Source organism: Sphingomonas sp. ERG5, from assembly GCF_000803065.1.
Lineage (GTDB): Bacteria > Pseudomonadota > Alphaproteobacteria > Sphingomonadales > Sphingomonadaceae > Sphingomonas.
Genome location: NZ_JSXI01000029.1, coordinates 49106 through 66335, shown reverse-complemented (window position 1 = coordinate 66335; position 17230 = coordinate 49106). Strand labels below are relative to the sequence as shown.

Here is a 17230-nt window from a genome sequence, read left to right as displayed (position 1 = left end):
AATCGGCTTCCCGCTGGCGATGATGGTCGGCGCAGCGTTTTCCGCCAGTCAGTTCGCCAATCTCTCCGGCTGCCACGACGCATCGGCAAGGCGGGCACGAAAATCCGCCGCGACTGCCGGCCCGGCGATTTCGCTCAGCCGGGCGAGGAATGCATCGGTGGCGATCGGTGGATCGGCGCGGACCAGGATCCGGTCGAGCGCCGGGCGACCGATCTTCGCCTCAAGCGCGAAGAGCAGCAACGGCCCCTTTTGATAGAGCGCAGCGCCGCTCGGCCGCTTGTCACCGAGCAGCGGTCCGGCCTTGGGCGCCGCCTCTGCTTTGCGTTTCAGCATCGCATCGCGCTCGGCAATGCCCAGCGTCACCTCGACATAGCGCAACCCGAAATATTCCGCGATCGACTCCGACATCCAGTAATTGGCGAACGCAACATCGGGGGTCGCACCCCAGGCGTGGCGGAATTCATGCGCCACGAAGCGCGCCGGACTGGCGGCGTCGAACGGCGGCACCGGCGCGCCGGGCGCGCGAAAAGTCGGCATCACCACCAGCCCGCGCCGCGCATAACCCGCACCGCTGCCGCGCGGCACGACGATCATTCGTACCGGCCCGACCTGCGGCGCGCCGAGCAGGTTGCGATAGAAAGCGGCGGCCCCGAACGCGTTCCGGCGCAATGTCGCGACCAGCGGGTCGTCCGGGATTGCGGTGTAGAATTCGACATCGGGCGCGGTAACCCGCTTGAGCCCTGTCGCGCCGACCAGCACCAGATCATTGTCCGGCGTCGCGCGGTGGATATTCAGCCGCTCGCCGCGCCGTGTCAGCGCACCTTGCGTCACGACCACCAGGGCGGGCGGCAGCCCGGAGATATCGGCATCGATCGTAAAGGCCATGCCCAGATCCTGGCGGACGGGCAGCCACATCGTGTCGATGCCAAGTTCGATCCGCCCGGCCGACAGCGACGGCAAGACCTCCCCGACTTCATCGATCGGCCCGTGATAGGCGATCGTCACCCGGCAAGCCCGCCGCGCATCGCCCGACCGCAGAGCAATGCGCTGCAGATGCGGCAGCGGTGCAGTGGCCGGTGCGAGTTCAATGCGCGCGCCGCAATCGTTCGACGTTCCCGTGAGCGTGAAACGCTCCCCCAATACGAAAGCGGTTTCCCCGGATGCGGCCGGCAGCGTGATGGTCGCCTTTGCGGTGATCGTGCCCCGCGCCGCATCGAAGCGCGCGGAGAATTGATAGTGCGCGATCGGTGCCGGAGATGGCTCGGCACGCGCCGGCATCGCGGCGAGCCATAGCATGGTCAGCAGCAATGCCGCCTGTGGGGCGACGAGTCCGACCGGCCAAACCATGTCAGCCGCGCGCCCGGGGGCGTTCCGGATCGACAATCCATTCGCTCCATGATCCAGGGTAGAGCCGTGCACCGCGCAGCCCGGCCGCCTCCATCGCCAGCGCATTATGGCACGCCGTCACCCCGGACCCACATTGCAGGATCACGCCGGCAGGCGCCGTCCCGTTCAGGATCGAAGAGAATTCGTCGGCCAGGATCGCGGGCGACTTGAATCGACCATCCGCGGCGAGATTGTCGCCGTAGAAGCGGTTGGCCGCCCCGGGGATGCGGCCGGGGATCGGATCGAGCGGATTGGCTTCGCCGCGGAACCGGCTAGCGGTGCGCGCATCGAGAATGAGCGCATCCGCCGCGCCGACGCTCGCCAGGACATTGGCGGCATCGACCGTCATCAGTTCGTCCGGCCGGATTGCTTCAAAATCGCCGGATACCATTGTGGCGGGACCGCCACCCTCGAACACCAGCCCGGCATCTTCCCAGGCCTGGCGGCCGCCATCCAGCACCGCCACCGCCGGATGACCAAGCCAGCGCAGCAGCCACCAGGCGCGCGCCGCGAACGGGCCGCCGGACGCGTCATAGACAACGACCTGATCATTGTGGCTGAGGCCATGGCGCCGCAGCGTCGCGGCAAGGACTCGCGGATCGGGCAGCGGGTGCCGGCCGTTGCGACCCGTCGGCGTGCTGGAGAGGTCAAGCTCAAGGTGCAGATACCGGGCGCCCGGAATATGCCCGGCGAGATAATCTTCCTTCCCGGCGCCTGAATCCGCCAGGCTGAAGCTGCAATCGAAGATCACCAGACCCGAACCGCCCGGCCAGTTGGCCAGGTCTTCCGCGCTGATCAGGCAAGTGTATGACATGATGTTCCTTCCGTCCGACCCTGAAGGCATCGCTGGACCGCCGGACCGTACAGGCTTGCTGTGCTGGCACGCTCCGGCGCCCGGATGCGCAGAAACTATGATGCGCTGGACACCGCCTTCCGCCACCCGCCGATCATCGTCGCCGCATTGTCCGCGCGGCACCCGAAACCCCTCATCAGCTTGATCGTTCACCCGCCACGACAGGCTTTCGACGATGGAGAATGATGATGAGCGCAGATTTCGAGTCTTTCTTCGGTCGCCGCGCAGAGGCCGCCAGCGCGTACGTCAATGGCGACGCAGCGCCGTTGCAAGCCCTGCTGACGCCTAATGACGAGGCCAGTTTCCACAGCCCGGGCGGCGACAGCGTCACCGGCGCGAAGACGGTGGCAAACCGTTACGAGGAAGATGCGAAGCGTTTTGCGCCAGGCAGCACCTCGCGACTGGATGTCCTGCAAAAAGCCACCGGCGACATCGCCTTCTGGACGGGATTCCAGGATGCCAGCGTTCACCTTGCCGGCAAGGATGAGCCGGTCGCTATGCGCATCCGGGTGACGGAAGTCTTTCGCCATGAGGATGGCGACTGGAAACTGATCCACCGTCATGCGGACATGGCCGGGAGCGGCCGGAAATGACCGATGTCGCCTCGCGCGCCATGAGCATTGCAGCGGAAATGGCCATGCGGACGCACCGCATCCATGAACGTCCGCTATAAGCTCTGAACGGATCGGCCGCGCCATCGACGGACCGAGGTTTCGGGACTATTTCATCCTTTCGATCCGAGCCCGACCGGCCCGCCCGAACAGAGAGGAGTCCTATGCTCGCCTTCATCTCCCCGACCGGGCAACGCCGACTCATCGTGGTAGCGCTCGGGGCGACGATCGCGGCAATCTCCATCAACGCGATAGCGGCAACGCCAGCGCAAAGGATTGCGGATTCGGCGCTCTCCGCTCTGTTGAAGCGGCAAACCCAGGATTTCTCGGAAGCCGGTCAAAAAGGGGATGCCGCGACACTGGCTCGCTATCTCGCACCCGACGTGGTGTTCACCAATGAAACCGGTGAAATCGTCACCAGGAAGGAAATTGTCGCGAGTGCGGCTCCGTCGCCGATCCCGGGCCGGATCGAGGTCACCCATTGGGCCCTGAGCCGCCAGGGAAATGTCGCCACCGCCACCTTCATCGACGAACTGACCCAGGATTTTCACGGCCACAGGCTCGACTATAAATTTCAGTCCACGGAGACATGGGCAAAACGGCCGGGCGGTTGGAAGATGATCGCCAGCCATACCATGGTCGTACCGATTGATCCGCCGGCGATCAGTGTGCCGACCGCCGAGCTCGAAGCCTATGCCGGCATTTATCAACTCGACCCCACCTACTCGGTAACGATTTCCCGCAAGGGCGAAGGCTTGGTCTCCAGCAGCAATGGCGGCCCGGCAACACCGCTGGCGGTCGAGATTCGCGACGTGCTGTTCACTCCGGGCGTTCCCACTGGCCGGCGCCTCTTCCAGCGCGACCATTCCGGTCGGATCATCGGCTATATCAGCCGCCGCAATGGCAATGATATGCTGCTGAAGAAGCTCGCCTGATTCCAGCATCGCGCCATCCGGCGCTTCCGTATATTTTATCGGTCGGGCTAACCGCGCTCACCACCGCTGGAACAGGGTCGATTTGCGTGGCCCGGACCTGCTGAAGAGACCGCAATACCGTGGACAGCGCTTCGATCATATATCGGTGAGGGATTGCCGCCCCGCCTCACCGCTCCCGTCCCGCCTCCAGCGTCGCTTCATCGATCGGGCTCAGCAGGTAGGAAAGGATGCTGCGCTGGCCCGTGCGGATGTCGGCGGTCACTTGCATCCCAACGCTGGCCTTGACCTGACTATTGGGTTTGAGACCGCTGGTCCGATCGAGGATGATCCGGGCCGGATAGACCAGCCCGAGCTTTTCGTCCTCGATGGCATCGGAACCCAGGCTCTGAATCGTCCCGGGCAAGGTGCCGTGCCGGGTAAAGGGAAAGGCATCGAGCTTGACCGCAACCGCCTGACCGACCCGGACAAATCCGACATCGCGATTGAGGATCTTCACATCGGCGACCAGCTTGCCGCCATCGGGTACGATCACCATGATCGGCTTGGCCGCTTCGACCACACCGCCCAGCGTGTGGATGGCAAGCTGCGTGACCGTCCCGTTCACCGGGCTGGTCAGCGTCTGCAGGCTGGATTTCTGCGTTGCCTTGGCCAGTTCCTCGCGGCGCAGCTTCGCATCGGACTCGGCCTTGGCGAGGTCGGCGAGCACGCGCGCGCGCGCTTCCGCCCCCGACTGGACGATATTACTGCCCGCGCCCGCCATTTGCGCCGCAGCCTTGTTCGCCGTCTGGATCGCCGCATCGCGGTCGCGCGCCGCCGCCAGCCGCTGGCGCCGCATCTCGATCACCTTCAGCTTCGAGACATAGCCCTTGGCGAGCAATTGCTCGTTCGCCGCGATCTGTTCGTCAAGCAGCGGGAGCGTCTCGGTCAGTTTCGCTGCCTGGATCAGCGCCTCACTGCGCGACGACACCGATGCGTGGCGCTCCGCCCGGTGCGTTTCCGCGGTTGCCTGAATATCGGCAAGTTGCGCGCGGGCCAGTGCGACCTGCGTCGCGGCGACCGCTGGCGGCGTGCCTGGCGGCGGATTGAAGACAAGACCATGACCATCGAGGCCCGACAGAATCGCATGTCCACGCGCCGCATCGAGTTCCGCCGTCTCCAGTGCCTTGCGCGCCTGTACTGCCTCGGCATTCGAAACGGTCGGGTCGAGTTCGACCAGCGCCTGCCCGGCCCGAACGCGTTGTCCATCATGCACCAGGATCGCATGGACCACACCGGGCGCGGCCGGCTGGATCAGCTTGACGCTGTCGACCGGGATCAACCGGCCCGGCGCCGCCGCGACGACATCGACCTTGCCGAAAGTCAGCCAGCAAATGGTGAACACCAGCGCGCCGACCAGGATCCAGGTGGTTGCCCGCGCCGTCGGCGACACCGGCGTTTCGACGATTTCGAGCGCGGCCGGCAGGAAGTCGGTCTCGTCGGACCGGAACAACGTGCTCTTACGCTCCTTTTCATGCGCAAGCGCGGCGCGGACGATCGCCCAGTGGCGTCTGATTGCGCTCACGCCGAATCCCCCAGGCCCATCTGGCGCCGGTGCAGGCCGGCATAGCGTCCATCAAGCTTGATCAGCTCGTCATGCGAACCGACCTCGACGATACGCCCGCGCTCCAGCGTCATGATCCGATCGCACTGACGGATCGCCGACAGGCGGTGCGCGATGATCAGCACGGTGCGACCCTGCGCCATCGCCTTCAGATTTTTCTGGATGATTTCCTCGCTCTCGGCATCGAGCGCCGAGGTTGCTTCGTCGAGAATCAGGATGCGCGGTTGCGTGACGAGCGCACGGGCAATCGCGATCCGCTGCCGCTGCCCACCCGACAGATTGACGCCGCGTTCCTCGATGATCGTGTCATAGCCTTGCGGCAAGGTCAGGATGAAGTCGTGCGCGCCCGCCAGCTGCGCCGCCGCCATCACATTGCCAAGCGGCATCGCCGGATTGGCGAGCGCGATATTCTCGCGGATCGAGCGGTTGAACAGCAGATTCTCCTGCAGCACCACGCCGATCTGCCGCCGCAGCCAGGCCGGGTCGATCTGGGCGATGTCGACGCCATCGATCATGATCCGCCCGCCGGCCGGCGTGTAGAGCCGCTGCAGCAATTTGGTCAGGGTCGATTTTCCCGATCCCGAGGATCCCGCGATGCCCAGCGTCGTTCCGGCCCCGAGTTCGAAATCGATGTCCTCGAGTGTCCAGGGACCTTCCAGGCCATAACGGAACCGGACGCCTTCGAACTTTATCTCGCCCTTGAGCCTGGGCAGCGCGACCTTCGACCCGGCGCCAGGCTCTGCCGGCGCATTGAGCACGTCGCCGAGCCGCTCGATCGACAGGCGCACTTGCTGAAAATCCTGCCACAGCTGTGCCATGCGGATCACCGGACCCGACACGCGTTGCGCGAACATGTTGAATGCGACCAGCCCGCCGACCGTCATCGCGCCCGCGATCACTTCGCGCGCGCCGAAGAACAGGATCGCCGCCAGGCTGAGCTTGGAGATGAGCTGGACCGCCTGGCTGCCGGTATTGCCGAGGTTGATCACACGCTGGTTGGCCGCGCTGTAACCCGCGAGCTGGCGTTCCCAGCGGCTTTGCCATTGCGGCTCGACCGCGGCGGCCTTCACCGTCTGCATCCCCGAAACGCTTTCGACCAGCAATGCATTGTTCGCCGAGCCGCGCTCGAACTTCTCGTCGAGCCGGCGCCGCAACGGACCCGTCACGATCAGGGACACCGCGATATAGGCCGGGATGGTCACCACGACGATCCAGAACAGGGTGGTCGAATAGATCCACATCGCAACCAGGAAGACGATGGTGAAGGCCGGGTCGACCAGCACGGAGAGCGAGGCGTTGGTCAGGAATTCGCGGATCGATTCGAGCTGGCGAACGCGCGTCACCGTGTCGCCGACGCGCCGCCCCTCGAAATAGGTGAGCGGCAGGCTGAGCAAATGATGGAATAATTTGCTGCCGAGTTCGACGTCGAGCTTCTGGCTGGTTTCCGAATACAGCCGGGTTCGCAACCAGCCGAACACGACTTCCCAGACGGAGACCGCGACGAAGCCGATCGACAGCACTTGCAGCGTGGCGAGCGTGTTGTGGACCAGGACCTTGTCGATCACATTCTGGAAGAACAGCGGCGCGGCAAGGCCAAGCAGATTGAGGCACAATGTGATCAGCAGCACTTCGCCGATCAGCTTGCGGTAGCGCACGATCTGCGGGATGAACCAGGTGAAGTCGAACCGGCCCACCACACCCGCAATACCTTCGCGCGTGGTCAGCAGGATCACTTTGCCCGTCCACATCTGCTCCAGCTGGGCGCGATCGACCCGCTCGGCGCGCGATCCGGGGCACTGGATGAGCACGTCCTCGCCCGTCACGCGGCCGACGATGAACCAGCCGCCATCGCCTTCGGCCATGACCGGCAAGGGCAGGCGGTGCAACTTGTCGAACTTGCTGTCGATTGCCCGGGCACGGACTCCGTCCTGCCGCTTGGCGAGGCGCAATATTTCTTCCGCCGTCACCGGATCGTGATGGCCCAGCGCGTGACGAAGCTGATCGGGATCGACCGCGACACGGTGCATGGCCAGGATCGTGGCATAGGCCACCAACCCGTCGCCCACGCCCCGTGGGTCGGCTCCTGTCCGTTGTTCCGCTTGAGTCATGCCAATTTGCCGCCAGTCCCCGTCGAATCGACCGTAGACAAGCGACGCGGCGGATCAAAGACAATTTGAGTGCAATTCAATGCGCTAGGATTTCAACCTCCTGCACTTCTCCCCCGCCCGACGCTTTCCATGGCGTCTACACACGCTCGATGATGATCGCCGGGGCCATGCCGCCCGCCGCGCACATCGTCACCAGGCCGCGTTTCAGATCGCGGCGCTCGAGCTCGTCGAGGATCGTGCCGATCAGGATCGCGCCGGTCGCGCCGATCGGATGGCCAAGCGCGATCGAGCCGCCATTGACGTTGACCTTGTCGCGGTCGAGTCCAAGGTCGCGAATGAACTTCTCCGCAACGACGGCGAACGCCTCGTTGATTTCCCACAGGTCGATATCGTCGACGGTCAGCCCCGCCTTGGCCAGCACTTTCCGCGCCGCGGGCACGGGCGCGTTGAGCATCAGAGTCGGGTCATCACCCATATTCGCCGTCGCGACGATGCGCGCGCGCGGTTTCAAGCCATGTTTTTCGGCATAAGCCGGGCTGGCGAGCAGCAACGCCGCCGCGCCATCGACCACGCCCGACGAATTGCCGGCGTGATGGAAATGCTCGATCTCCAGGTCGGGATATTTCTGGTTGATCAGCCCGCGAAAAGTCGTGCCCTGCGCGTCGATCGGATAATCGGCGATCGCCGCAAAGCTTGGCTTCAGCGCGGCAAGCCCTTCGGCGGTGGTCTGCGGGCGAGGGAATTCCTCCTGATCGAGGATGACGGCGCCGTCGTCGTCGAGCACCGGCACCACGCTCCTGGCGAAACGGCCCTCGGCGATGGCGACCGCTGCGCGGCGCTGACTTTCCAACCCGAGCGCGTCCAGCGCTTCGCGCGAAATCCCCTCCATCGTCGCGATCGCATCGCCACATACGCCCTGATGCGATTGCGGATGCGTGAGCGTCAGGCGGTCGTTGTGCGACCCCATCAGCGGCGGAGGAAAGCCCGCCGCCTGCTCGGCGGCGGCCATGGTGCCGGTCAGCGACATCATCTCGGTGCCGCCGGCGATGACCAGATCCTCCATGCCGGACATGATCTGCGCGGCAGCCAGGCTGACCGTGGTGATGCCGCCGCCACAGAAGCGATCGAGCGTGGTGCCGCTGGCCTTGATGTCATAGCCCGCATCGAGCGCCGCCATGCGCCCGAGATCGCCGCCCTGCTTGCCCTTCTGGGTCGAGGTCGACCAGATGATGTCGTCGACGTCCGCGGTATTGAGATGATTCCGCTCGGCGATCGCCTTCAGCACCGTTGCCGCGAGATGCTGCGGATGCATGTGCGACAGCGCGCCCTTGCCGGCCTTGCCGATGCCGCGCGGGGTGCGGACGGCGTCGATGATATAGGCTTCGGTCATCATGATCTCCCGCGTGGAACGATGAGTCCGGGCCTGGCAGCGCCGAACTCACCCAGTGGAGAATGTGAGACACGGCAGCCCCGGGCACAAGGCCGCATGATGGGTAATGATTGGGGGGTGGCGATTGAGGAACGACGCCTCACCCATGACCGGCGCGCATGTTCAGAATGACGGCGCCGGCGATGATCAGGCCCATCGCCGCAAGCGCGATCGCGTCGAGTTTTTGACCATAGATGATCCACGCGATCGCGGTGACCAGGACGATGCCTGCGCCCGACCAGATCGCATAGGCAACGCCGACCGGCATGGTGCGCAGCGCCAGCGACAGGAAATAGAATGCCGAGCCATAGCCGATCACCACCACCAGGGACGGCCATGGTCTGGTGAACCCGCTGGATGCCTTCAGGCATGACGTCGCAATGACTTCCATGACGATCGCGAACAGCAGCCAGACCGAATTGGGCATCAGTCAGCGCGGTGCCATCTGGATCGCGCGGGGACGATCGCGGCGTGATCATGATTCAGCTCCAAGCGCATACCCTTCGAATCCAGGCCGGTTCCCGCGCCATAGGCGCATCCACGGCCTTTGGACGCAAGTTGATTGTCGCCGGGACACAGGGTTTTGCCACACTAGGCCAGCCCAGCCGCGATCCGCCCCGACGAACAGAACGGACAATAGTTTCTTTACCGCAATCCCCCCCTCACCGAATATTCTGCGTCATCCCAAATGGAGAGCCGGTAATCGGCGCCAAAAAAGGGGGAGGGTCGAGATGAACCCGTCCCCGCTTATGGGGAGGGGAATAGTCGATGAATCTTCGTGCCAGGCGTATCAATCAATTTCTGCTGAGCGGCATTGCAACGGCGTGCCTGCTGACATTGCCCGATGCGGTCCAGGCACAGGCCGCGCCAAGTTATCGGATCGCCCCTCAGGCGCTGGACAGCGCGTTGCGCGATTTCGGCCTGCAAAGCGGCGTCACGATTCTCGCCGATGCGACGATCACCAACGGCAAGCGAAGCGGCGGCTATAGCGGCACAGCGAGTGCCGAGACCGCGCTGCGCTCGCTGCTCCAGGGGACCGGATTGCGCTACACGCGCGACGGCAATGTCTTCGTGATCACGACAGCGGGAAACGACGGACAATCCACCGCAGCGGCCGACAGCGCGAGCGGTGACGGCCCCGATATCATCGTCACCGCGCAGAAGCGCGAGGAAAGCATTCAGGACGTGCCGATCGCCGTCTCGGCCTTTTCGAACAAGGCGCTCGACGAACTCAAGATCGAAGGCGGATCAGAACTGCTGCGCGCGGTGCCCAATGTCACCTTCTCGAAAACCAATTTCGCCAGCTATAATTTCTCGATCCGCGGTGTGGGGACCAAGGCACTGTCGGTGTCGACCGATCCTGCGGTGGCGATCAGCTTCAACAACACGCCATTGCTGCGCAATCGGTTGTTCGAACAGGAATATTTCGATGTCGAGCGCGTCGAGGTGCTGCGCGGTCCGCAGGGCACGCTGTACGGTCGCAACGCAACCGGCGGCGTGGTCAACATGATCACGAACAAGCCGAAATTCGGCTCCTTCGAAGGCTCGCTGAAGGCCGAAGTGGGCAATTACGACACGCGCCGCATGAGCGGGATGATCAACGTGCCGCTGGGGGATACCATCGCGATCCGTGCAGCGGGCGCGCTGACCAAGCGCGACGGCTTCGATTATAACAGCGTGACCGACAAGCGCGTGAACGGCCGCGACCTGTGGTCGACCCGGGTTAGCGCCGGGTGGGAACCGAGCAGCAGCTTCAAGGCCAATTTCATCTGGGAGCATTTCAACGAGAAGGATGATCGCTCGCGCACCGGCAAGCAGCTTTGCCACACCGATCCGGGACCGAGCATGGTCGGCGGGCGCGACATCAGCGGAGATTTGCTGACCCGCGGCGTGCTCAGCCAGAGCTGCAAGCCCGGGTCGCTCTATGACGATGGTGCGTTCGGCGTGCCCAAAGGGTTCAGCCTGCCTTACATCAACGGCGCCACGGCCTTGCTGCAGTTCGGCTATCTTCCGCCGGATTTGTCAAACCCGATCACGATGATCGATCCGACGCGCGATCCCTATGCCGGGCTGACGCAATCCCGCAATCTGCGCGAGATCGCCACTGCCTATGATCCGACATTTCGCGCCCGGAATGACGTGTATCAGCTCAATCTGGAAGTCGATGTCCAGTCGGATCTGAAATTCTTTTCGCAAAGCGCGTACACCAAGGATTTCTACTATTCGACCCAGGATTATAACCGCTTCAATTCCGGCCCGGTGTTCAGAAACTCCGCAGGACTCACCGACTTCTTCGGCAACCCATTGCCAAGGCCTGGTATCGCACCGGGCGGAATCTACAATGATCCGCAACTCGGGCCATCCAGCAGCATTCTTGCAGTCGACATGGTCAAGTCGCGTAGCTCACAATGGTCGCAGGAATTTCGTCTGCAATCATCGTTCGCCGGACCCGTTAATTTCAGCATCGGCGCCAATTATCTGCACTTCAAGATCGACGAGGATTATTACGTCTTCAGCAATCTCTTCTCCGCGCTGGCGCAGGGCCTTTTCGGTGGCGGAAATTACGGCGGGGCGGTGCTCGATTGCACCAATCCCCCCAATCAGCCGGGATGCGTCTATGTCGATCCCAATCCACTGAACAAGATCAACGGTCAGGGGCACAATTATTTCCGCAGCCGCAATCTGTCGAAGACGCGCTCGCTCGCCGCCTTTGGCGAACTCTACTGGCAAGCGACTGATGATCTGAAACTCACCGCCGGCCTGCGCTATACCGACGACCGGAAAACATCGACGCCGATCAAGACCCAGCTTCTGCTTGCGCCGGGGTTCGGTGGCAGCGGGGTTATCGGGATCGGCTTCCGCAACTCGCCCGACATCGTCCAGCATTGGGGCCGGGTAACGGGCCGGCTTGTCCTGGACTGGCAGCCAAAGCTCGACTTCACCGACGAAACATTGATCTACACATCCTATTCCCGCGGTTACAAGGGTGGCGGGGCCAATCCGCCGAGCATCGACGGTGATCCCACCGCGCTCTTCTTTGCTCCGCTGCCGGAGACCTTCAAACCGGAAGGCGTCAACGCGTTCGAGGTCGGGATGAAGAATACGCTGGCGGGCGGCAAGTTGACGCTCAACGCCAATGCGTTCTTCTACAATTACAGCAATTATCAGGTATCGCAGATCGTCGACCGGATTGCGCTGAACGAGAATTACAATGCCAATATCTGGGGCGCCGAATTGGAAGCGAGCTGGCGTCCAGTGCCCGAGCTCCGCCTCAACGCCAATCTGGGATATCTCGGCACCCGGATCGCCAAAGGAATGCGCTCGATCGACGTCATGAACCGGACTCAGGGCAATCCGGACTGGGTGCTGGTCAAACCATGGCTTCAGCTGGCATCGAACTGCGTTGCGCCGAAGGCGGTGGTCGACAAGATCGTCTCAAGTCCGTTTTATTCCGATCAATCGGCGCTCGCCTATCTGACGCCGTTGTGCGGCGGATCCTATATCGGCGATTATAAGCCGGGCAGTTTCTATTCACAGATTTTCGGCGTCCAGTATGACCCGCTGACCGATGGGCCCAATGCCGGCAAGGGTTTTTATGCCGATCTCGGCGGAAACGAACTGCCCAACTCGCCGCATTGGACCCTGAATGTCGGCGCGCAATATACCATCCCGCTCGATAGTTGGTCTGTGACGTTGCGCGGCGATTATTATCGTCAGTCGAGCAGCTGGGCTCGTGCCTACAACACCGCGATCGATCGGCTGAAAGCGTGGGACAACACGAATTTGTCGCTGACACTGGCTCGACCGGAATCGGATCTGGCGATCCAGTTCTACGTCAAGAATGTGTTCAACGATGCGCCGATCACCGATGCGTTCATCAACAGTGACGACAGCGGCCTCACGACAAACGTCTTCACACTCGACCCGCGGATCATCGGCTTCAACGTGACGAAGAAGTTCTGATCGTGCGCCGAAGCCGAGGCCTCGACCCTCCGTTTGAATCGGGGCTGCCTTGATCCTTCCCAGCCGTTTCCTCTCCGCGGCTGGTATTTGACCGGCCGCCGGCATCAAGCCGGCGGCCGGCTTTTTTTGGGCACCGCATCGCGACCCGCATTATCGCGATCGATAGCCGGACGCCGAAACGAGGAGCATCGTAAAGCACCCGCATTGCGGCAAGAACCCCACGCCCTTACCGAAACCCCTCTACAGATCCTTCAAAACGACTTCTGTCCTTTTGGACTCCACACCAAACAAAATGATCCGATTTGACTGTTTCATAAGACATATACGCAGTACAAAGTTCGAGAATCACGGGATAAATCACGATCACATCATGATGATCATTTTAACCCATCTTTCCAAAAGATGTTTTCCGCAAAACCCATCCCCCCTGTTCACAATGGTCCGCGTCAAAGCCGTTGGGAGGACAGTCTTCCCTAACATCGCGGTCTTGCCGCATATAAAGAGGATGATACCATGAACAGGATCCTGTTAACCTGCATTGGAACACTCGCCACCGTCAGCATGGCGGGGACCGCCTTTGCGGCCCCACGCGTCGCCCCGCCAAATACCCTCTTCACCGCCACCGGGCCGGCCACGTTGAGCAATCCGCCAATCTCATTGAGCTGCGTCTTGAAACTGGAAGGGAAAACCGGGAACCCACTGGCTACGCCGCCACTCCCGGCCGGCGCGCCAGGCGGCGACATCATCAGGGGAACTAATACCGGGCCAGGGCTCTGCTCGGCGGTCACCATCGATCCGGCAACCTTCACGGTCTTAACGGTGTCGGGCAGCGGCACTGGGACGGGTGTCGTGAACGGCCTCATTGTCAGACTGGGTGGTTCGGCCATCTGCACGGCCACCGCCCCGACGCCGTTCACGTTCACGAACGGCACCCCCTCGACGATCAATTTCAGCGGCCTGATCCCGGGCACGACCTGCAGCGTCGTCACCGCCCTGACGCCCACTCCGAACCTCACGGTTTACCCATAAGCTCGGCGGGGCCTGGACCCGTCTGACTCTCGACGCCCCGGTCAAGGCATCTCACGCCCGGGCCGGGGCGTCCTGTTCCGCAGATCATATCGTCGTGAAACCGGCAATGACACCAGGCGAGGAGACATTCTTCCCGGCAGCATGGCCTTGCCGCATATAAAGGGGATGATACCATGAACAGGATCCTGTTAACCTGCGTAGGAACATTGGCCGCAGTCAGCCTGGCGGGGACGGCTTTTGCTGCCCCGCGCATTGCTCCTCCCAATACGGCCTTCACCGCCACCGGGCCGGCCACGTTGAGCAACCCGCCAATCTCATTCAGCTGTACCTTGACGATCAAAGGGGGGACCGGTCCCGCATTGCCGACGCCTCCCTTCCCGGCCGGCGCGGCCGGCGGCACGATCTCTGGAGGAACCAGTACCGGACTCGGACTCTGCCCGGCGGTCACCATCGGCCCCGCGACTTTCACGATCACGTCGGCGAACTCCGCCGGCGGAACGGGATTCTTGACCGGCCTGGTTGTCAAACTGGGTGGAACGCCCATCTGCACGGCCTCCGGCCCGACGCCGTTCACGTTCACGAACGGTTCGCCCTCAAAGATCGGGTTCGGCGGTCTGATCCCAGGCACGACTTGCACTTTCACCGCTGGGCTGACGATTACGAGCGTCCCGAACCTCCTGGTTTTCCCCTAAGTCGGAACGGCTTGGACCCGTATGACTCTCGACGCTCTGGTCAGCCGGCCTCGACGATCACGGCCACCGGCCCACTGTCCCCAAACCGCACCGCCAACGCCAAGCTGACGATGACGAGCAGCCCGGATATCAACGGCGTACCCATGAGCGGCCTGGGCATCTCTCGCCCCGTAGTCCAGTCGTGAAGACAGTATCGAACGGCGGGAAGGCATAACCTAGCCCTCCCGCTCGCTCTCCGATCGTCAGAGCGGCGCACTCATTCCACCCGCGGATCTGGAATAGGGGTGACCAGGCGAGGCCGGCGACTCACTTTGCCGACAGTTCGATTTCCTTGTCGGTGTCGGCCGTTATCCGCGCCAGGCCATTCATCTCCAGGCCTTTGGCGAGGCTGTCGACATCACCCATCTTGAACACACCAACGATCCTGGTGTCCGGCACGGCGCCACCGGTAAAGACGATCTTCTTGTCCGAATAGCGATTCATCTCGGTGATGACAGTGGAGAGCGGGTCGCGCAGGAAGGTCAGCCGTCCCTTGAGCCAGCTCGTCTCCTTCGCGAGATCGACACGATCGATCGACCAGTCTTCATCCTCGCGCGCCACGAGCTGGGCACCGGCGGTCATATCCGCGCGGTGGACGGATCCGCGTATCGCCTTGGGCTCCTCGACACGGACCTTGCCCTCGACCAGCGTGACCACGACATTGCCCTGATCGATCCGCACGGCAAATTCGGTCCCGATCGCGCGCACATTCTTGCCGTTGGCGGAAACGATGAAGGGATGTCGAGGATCGGGCGCGACGCGGAAGAAAGCCCGGCCGCGCAACAGCGCGATGGCCCGCTTGTTGCGCATGTCGTCGACCCGCATCTCGCTATCGGCATCGAGCGTGACGCGCGATCCGTCCGGCAATGTCACCAATGTCCGCTCGCCGACCCCGGTTTCGAACGTCTGGGCAAATTGCCGCCCGGAGCCGGTCTCGAACAGGCCGGAATCGATCGCGGCCCAGCCGGCGGTCACCGCCAACAGGGCCGCGGCGGCCATCGTCGCGATGCGGGGCCACCATGACGGTCGATCGTAGAAATCGGCGTCGTGCTCCAGCGCCGCCATGATTTCCGGGTCCTGCGCGACCGATTCCAGCATCGCCCAGCATTGTTCAAGTTCGTCATAGGCCAGGCGATGCGCTGTCGCGCGGTCCAGCCAGGACAGGAAGATGCGCTGATCGCGCGCGGTCATGTCGCCCGAGCGTTTGAGATTGAACCAATAGGTCGCCTCCGAGCGCAGCGCGTCGTCCATCTGTGGATTCCTGCTCATGCGTCGGACCCCATTTCCTGCGAGATGCGGACGATGGCGCGATGCATCAGCTCCTTGACCGATTCCTTGGAGATTCCCATGCGGAGTGCGATTGCCTGGTAAGTCATGTTCTCGAAACGATGGAAGAGGAATGCCGCACGCGCGCGCGGCGGAAGGTTGAGGATTGCGGCCACGGCGCGCGAATATTCCTGCCGGCCGATGACAATGCGTTCGGGCGACATATCATCCGCGACTTCGAGCGTGTCTTCGTAACCGTCGTGAAGTGAATGAAGCGGGATCTTGTGACGGCGATACCGGCTGATCAGCACGTTGCGCGCGATGGTGAAGAGATAGCGTTCGACATTGTCGATCGGCGCGCTCAGCTGGACAGCCTGCAGCCGCATGAAGACATCCTGCACCAGATCGTCCACATCGGCATCATGCGCACGGCGGCTGAAAAAGCGCCGCAGGCCTGGACCATAGCTCGTCATCCACGCCGCCAGGTCGCGCTCCGGGTCAGGGGAGAGCCTGTTCAAGACAGGATCTGACGACTTGACCGTTGAGCCACAGTCTCACCCAAAACCATCTTGCGAGCTTTCCCTGTCCGGCAACGACGCGATCACCACTAAATGTCCAGACGCTTGATATGGCGGAAAGGGGGGACAGCGCGTGAATTTAAAGGGTCGCAATTTCCTTGCCTGGCCGTTGTCGCGACAAGAATTGTGTATTTCACCCCAAAATGCAACGGTCTCGCTGATCAGGACCAAGATCAATCGACGCTATTCCAGAATGATGATCATGCTGATAGGCGCATCCTGCAAATAGGGGCAGCGATCCCGAAGATCGTAAAGCTGCTCCACGCGCTCCGGCCGTCCTTTTGTTAGCGCCGACCATTGCCAATGCGACTATTGAGAATGCGAATTCAGCCTTATCGATCCTCCTGATCGGTCCCGACATTGCGATCATGATCGTCACCATCTTCATTGCCGTAAAAAGGCGCAGGTGACGCTCGAACCGCCACCAAATTCAACGCCGATCCCGATCGATGGCAGCGCGGAGCCGGATGCGGTTCCAGCCTGGCCTTCGCCCCGCTCTTTCACACGGTGAACGACAAGCGCGATTTACTGCCCCTGTTTCGGCGAAATAGCCCGTCTTTTTCCGCTGTTGTCGAGCTGGAATGGATGCCTTTCCTCGATCGCGGATGCGTTCGAATGGGCCAGGCAAGCTGGTTTTCAAGGCCCGCATGGCCTGCTTTACGCCAACTCGTCACATTCCCGGGGCGTCGGGCCGATGTGCACTTGACCTGAGCCAATCACCTTCACACCGCGAATATTCGG

The 17230-nt window shown here is 62.6% G+C and carries 13 protein-coding genes; 5 read left to right on the top strand and 8 right to left on the bottom strand.

Going from position 1 to position 17230, the window contains the following annotated elements; translation table 11 throughout:
• Positions 1-48 precede the first annotated feature (48 nt).
• Entirely contained in the window at positions 49-1347 is a 1299-nt protein-coding gene (locus OO12_RS12075) for a hypothetical protein (RefSeq protein WP_034158940.1), read from the bottom strand.
• Between the two features lies 1 nt (position 1348).
• The gene (locus OO12_RS12070) at positions 1349-2200 is read right to left on the bottom strand and encodes a sulfurtransferase (RefSeq protein WP_034158939.1); all 852 of its coding nucleotides are present in this window, start codon (positions 2198-2200) and stop codon (positions 1349-1351) included.
• Between the two features lie 227 nt (positions 2201-2427).
• On the opposite strand from OO12_RS12070, the gene OO12_RS12065 reads away from it, so the two are divergent.
• Both OO12_RS12065 and OO12_RS12060 read left to right on the top strand, forming a co-directional pair.
• A complete protein-coding gene (locus OO12_RS12065) occupies positions 2428-2832 on the top strand; it encodes a YybH family protein (protein ID WP_160296793.1) in 405 nt (134 codons plus the stop codon).
• 182 nt (positions 2833-3014) lie between these two features.
• Positions 3015-3785, top strand: a complete 771-nt coding sequence (locus OO12_RS12060; protein WP_082006499.1) for a nuclear transport factor 2 family protein — start codon at positions 3015-3017, stop codon at positions 3783-3785.
• Between the two features lie 166 nt (positions 3786-3951).
• Here OO12_RS12060 and OO12_RS12055 read toward each other — a convergent pair whose 3' ends face one another.
• From OO12_RS12055 to OO12_RS12040, 4 genes are all read right to left on the bottom strand, one after another.
• On the bottom strand, positions 3952-5346 hold the full coding sequence (locus tag OO12_RS12055) for an HlyD family type I secretion periplasmic adaptor subunit (protein ID WP_034158936.1): 1395 nt from the start codon (positions 5344-5346) through the stop codon (positions 3952-3954).
• A complete protein-coding gene (locus OO12_RS12050; RefSeq protein ID WP_034159150.1) occupies positions 5343-7451 on the bottom strand; it encodes a type I secretion system permease/ATPase in 2109 nt (702 codons plus the stop codon). Before OO12_RS12050 ends, OO12_RS12055 begins: the two co-directional genes overlap by 4 nt.
• A gap of 178 nt (positions 7452-7629) precedes the next feature.
• Positions 7630-8883, bottom strand: coding sequence for an acetyl-CoA C-acetyltransferase (locus tag OO12_RS12045; protein WP_034159149.1), 1254 nt, complete (start codon positions 8881-8883; stop codon positions 7630-7632).
• A gap of 139 nt (positions 8884-9022) precedes the next feature.
• Complete coding sequence (locus tag OO12_RS12040; protein ID WP_034158935.1) at positions 9023-9349, bottom strand: DMT family transporter; 327 nt, start codon at positions 9347-9349, stop codon at positions 9023-9025.
• A 341-nt stretch (positions 9350-9690) separates the two neighbouring features.
• On the opposite strand from OO12_RS12040, the gene OO12_RS12035 reads away from it, so the two are divergent.
• The 3 genes from OO12_RS12035 to OO12_RS12025 all read left to right on the top strand — a co-directional run bounded on the left by OO12_RS12035 (position 9691) and on the right by OO12_RS12025 (position 14606).
• Positions 9691-12885: a TonB-dependent receptor domain-containing protein gene (locus OO12_RS12035; RefSeq protein ID WP_034158934.1), complete on the top strand. Its 3195-nt coding sequence runs from the start codon at positions 9691-9693 to the stop codon at positions 12883-12885.
• A 513-nt stretch (positions 12886-13398) separates the two neighbouring features.
• Complete coding sequence (locus OO12_RS28025) at positions 13399-13914, top strand: hypothetical protein (RefSeq protein ID WP_152616389.1); 516 nt, start codon at positions 13399-13401, stop codon at positions 13912-13914.
• Positions 13915-14087: 173 nt separating this feature from the next.
• Entirely contained in the window at positions 14088-14606 is a 519-nt protein-coding gene (locus OO12_RS12025; protein ID WP_152616388.1) for a hypothetical protein, read from the top strand.
• Positions 14607-14912: 306 nt separating this feature from the next.
• On the opposite strand, the gene OO12_RS26895 is transcribed toward OO12_RS12025, so the two are convergent.
• Positions 14913-15914, bottom strand: coding sequence for a FecR family protein (locus tag OO12_RS26895; RefSeq protein ID WP_082006498.1), 1002 nt, complete (start codon positions 15912-15914; stop codon positions 14913-14915).
• Entirely contained in the window at positions 15911-16429 is a 519-nt protein-coding gene (locus OO12_RS12015) for an RNA polymerase sigma factor (protein WP_152616387.1), read from the bottom strand. The genes OO12_RS26895 and OO12_RS12015 overlap by 4 nt, the downstream gene beginning before the upstream one ends.
• Between the last annotated feature and the right edge of the window lie 801 nt (positions 16430-17230).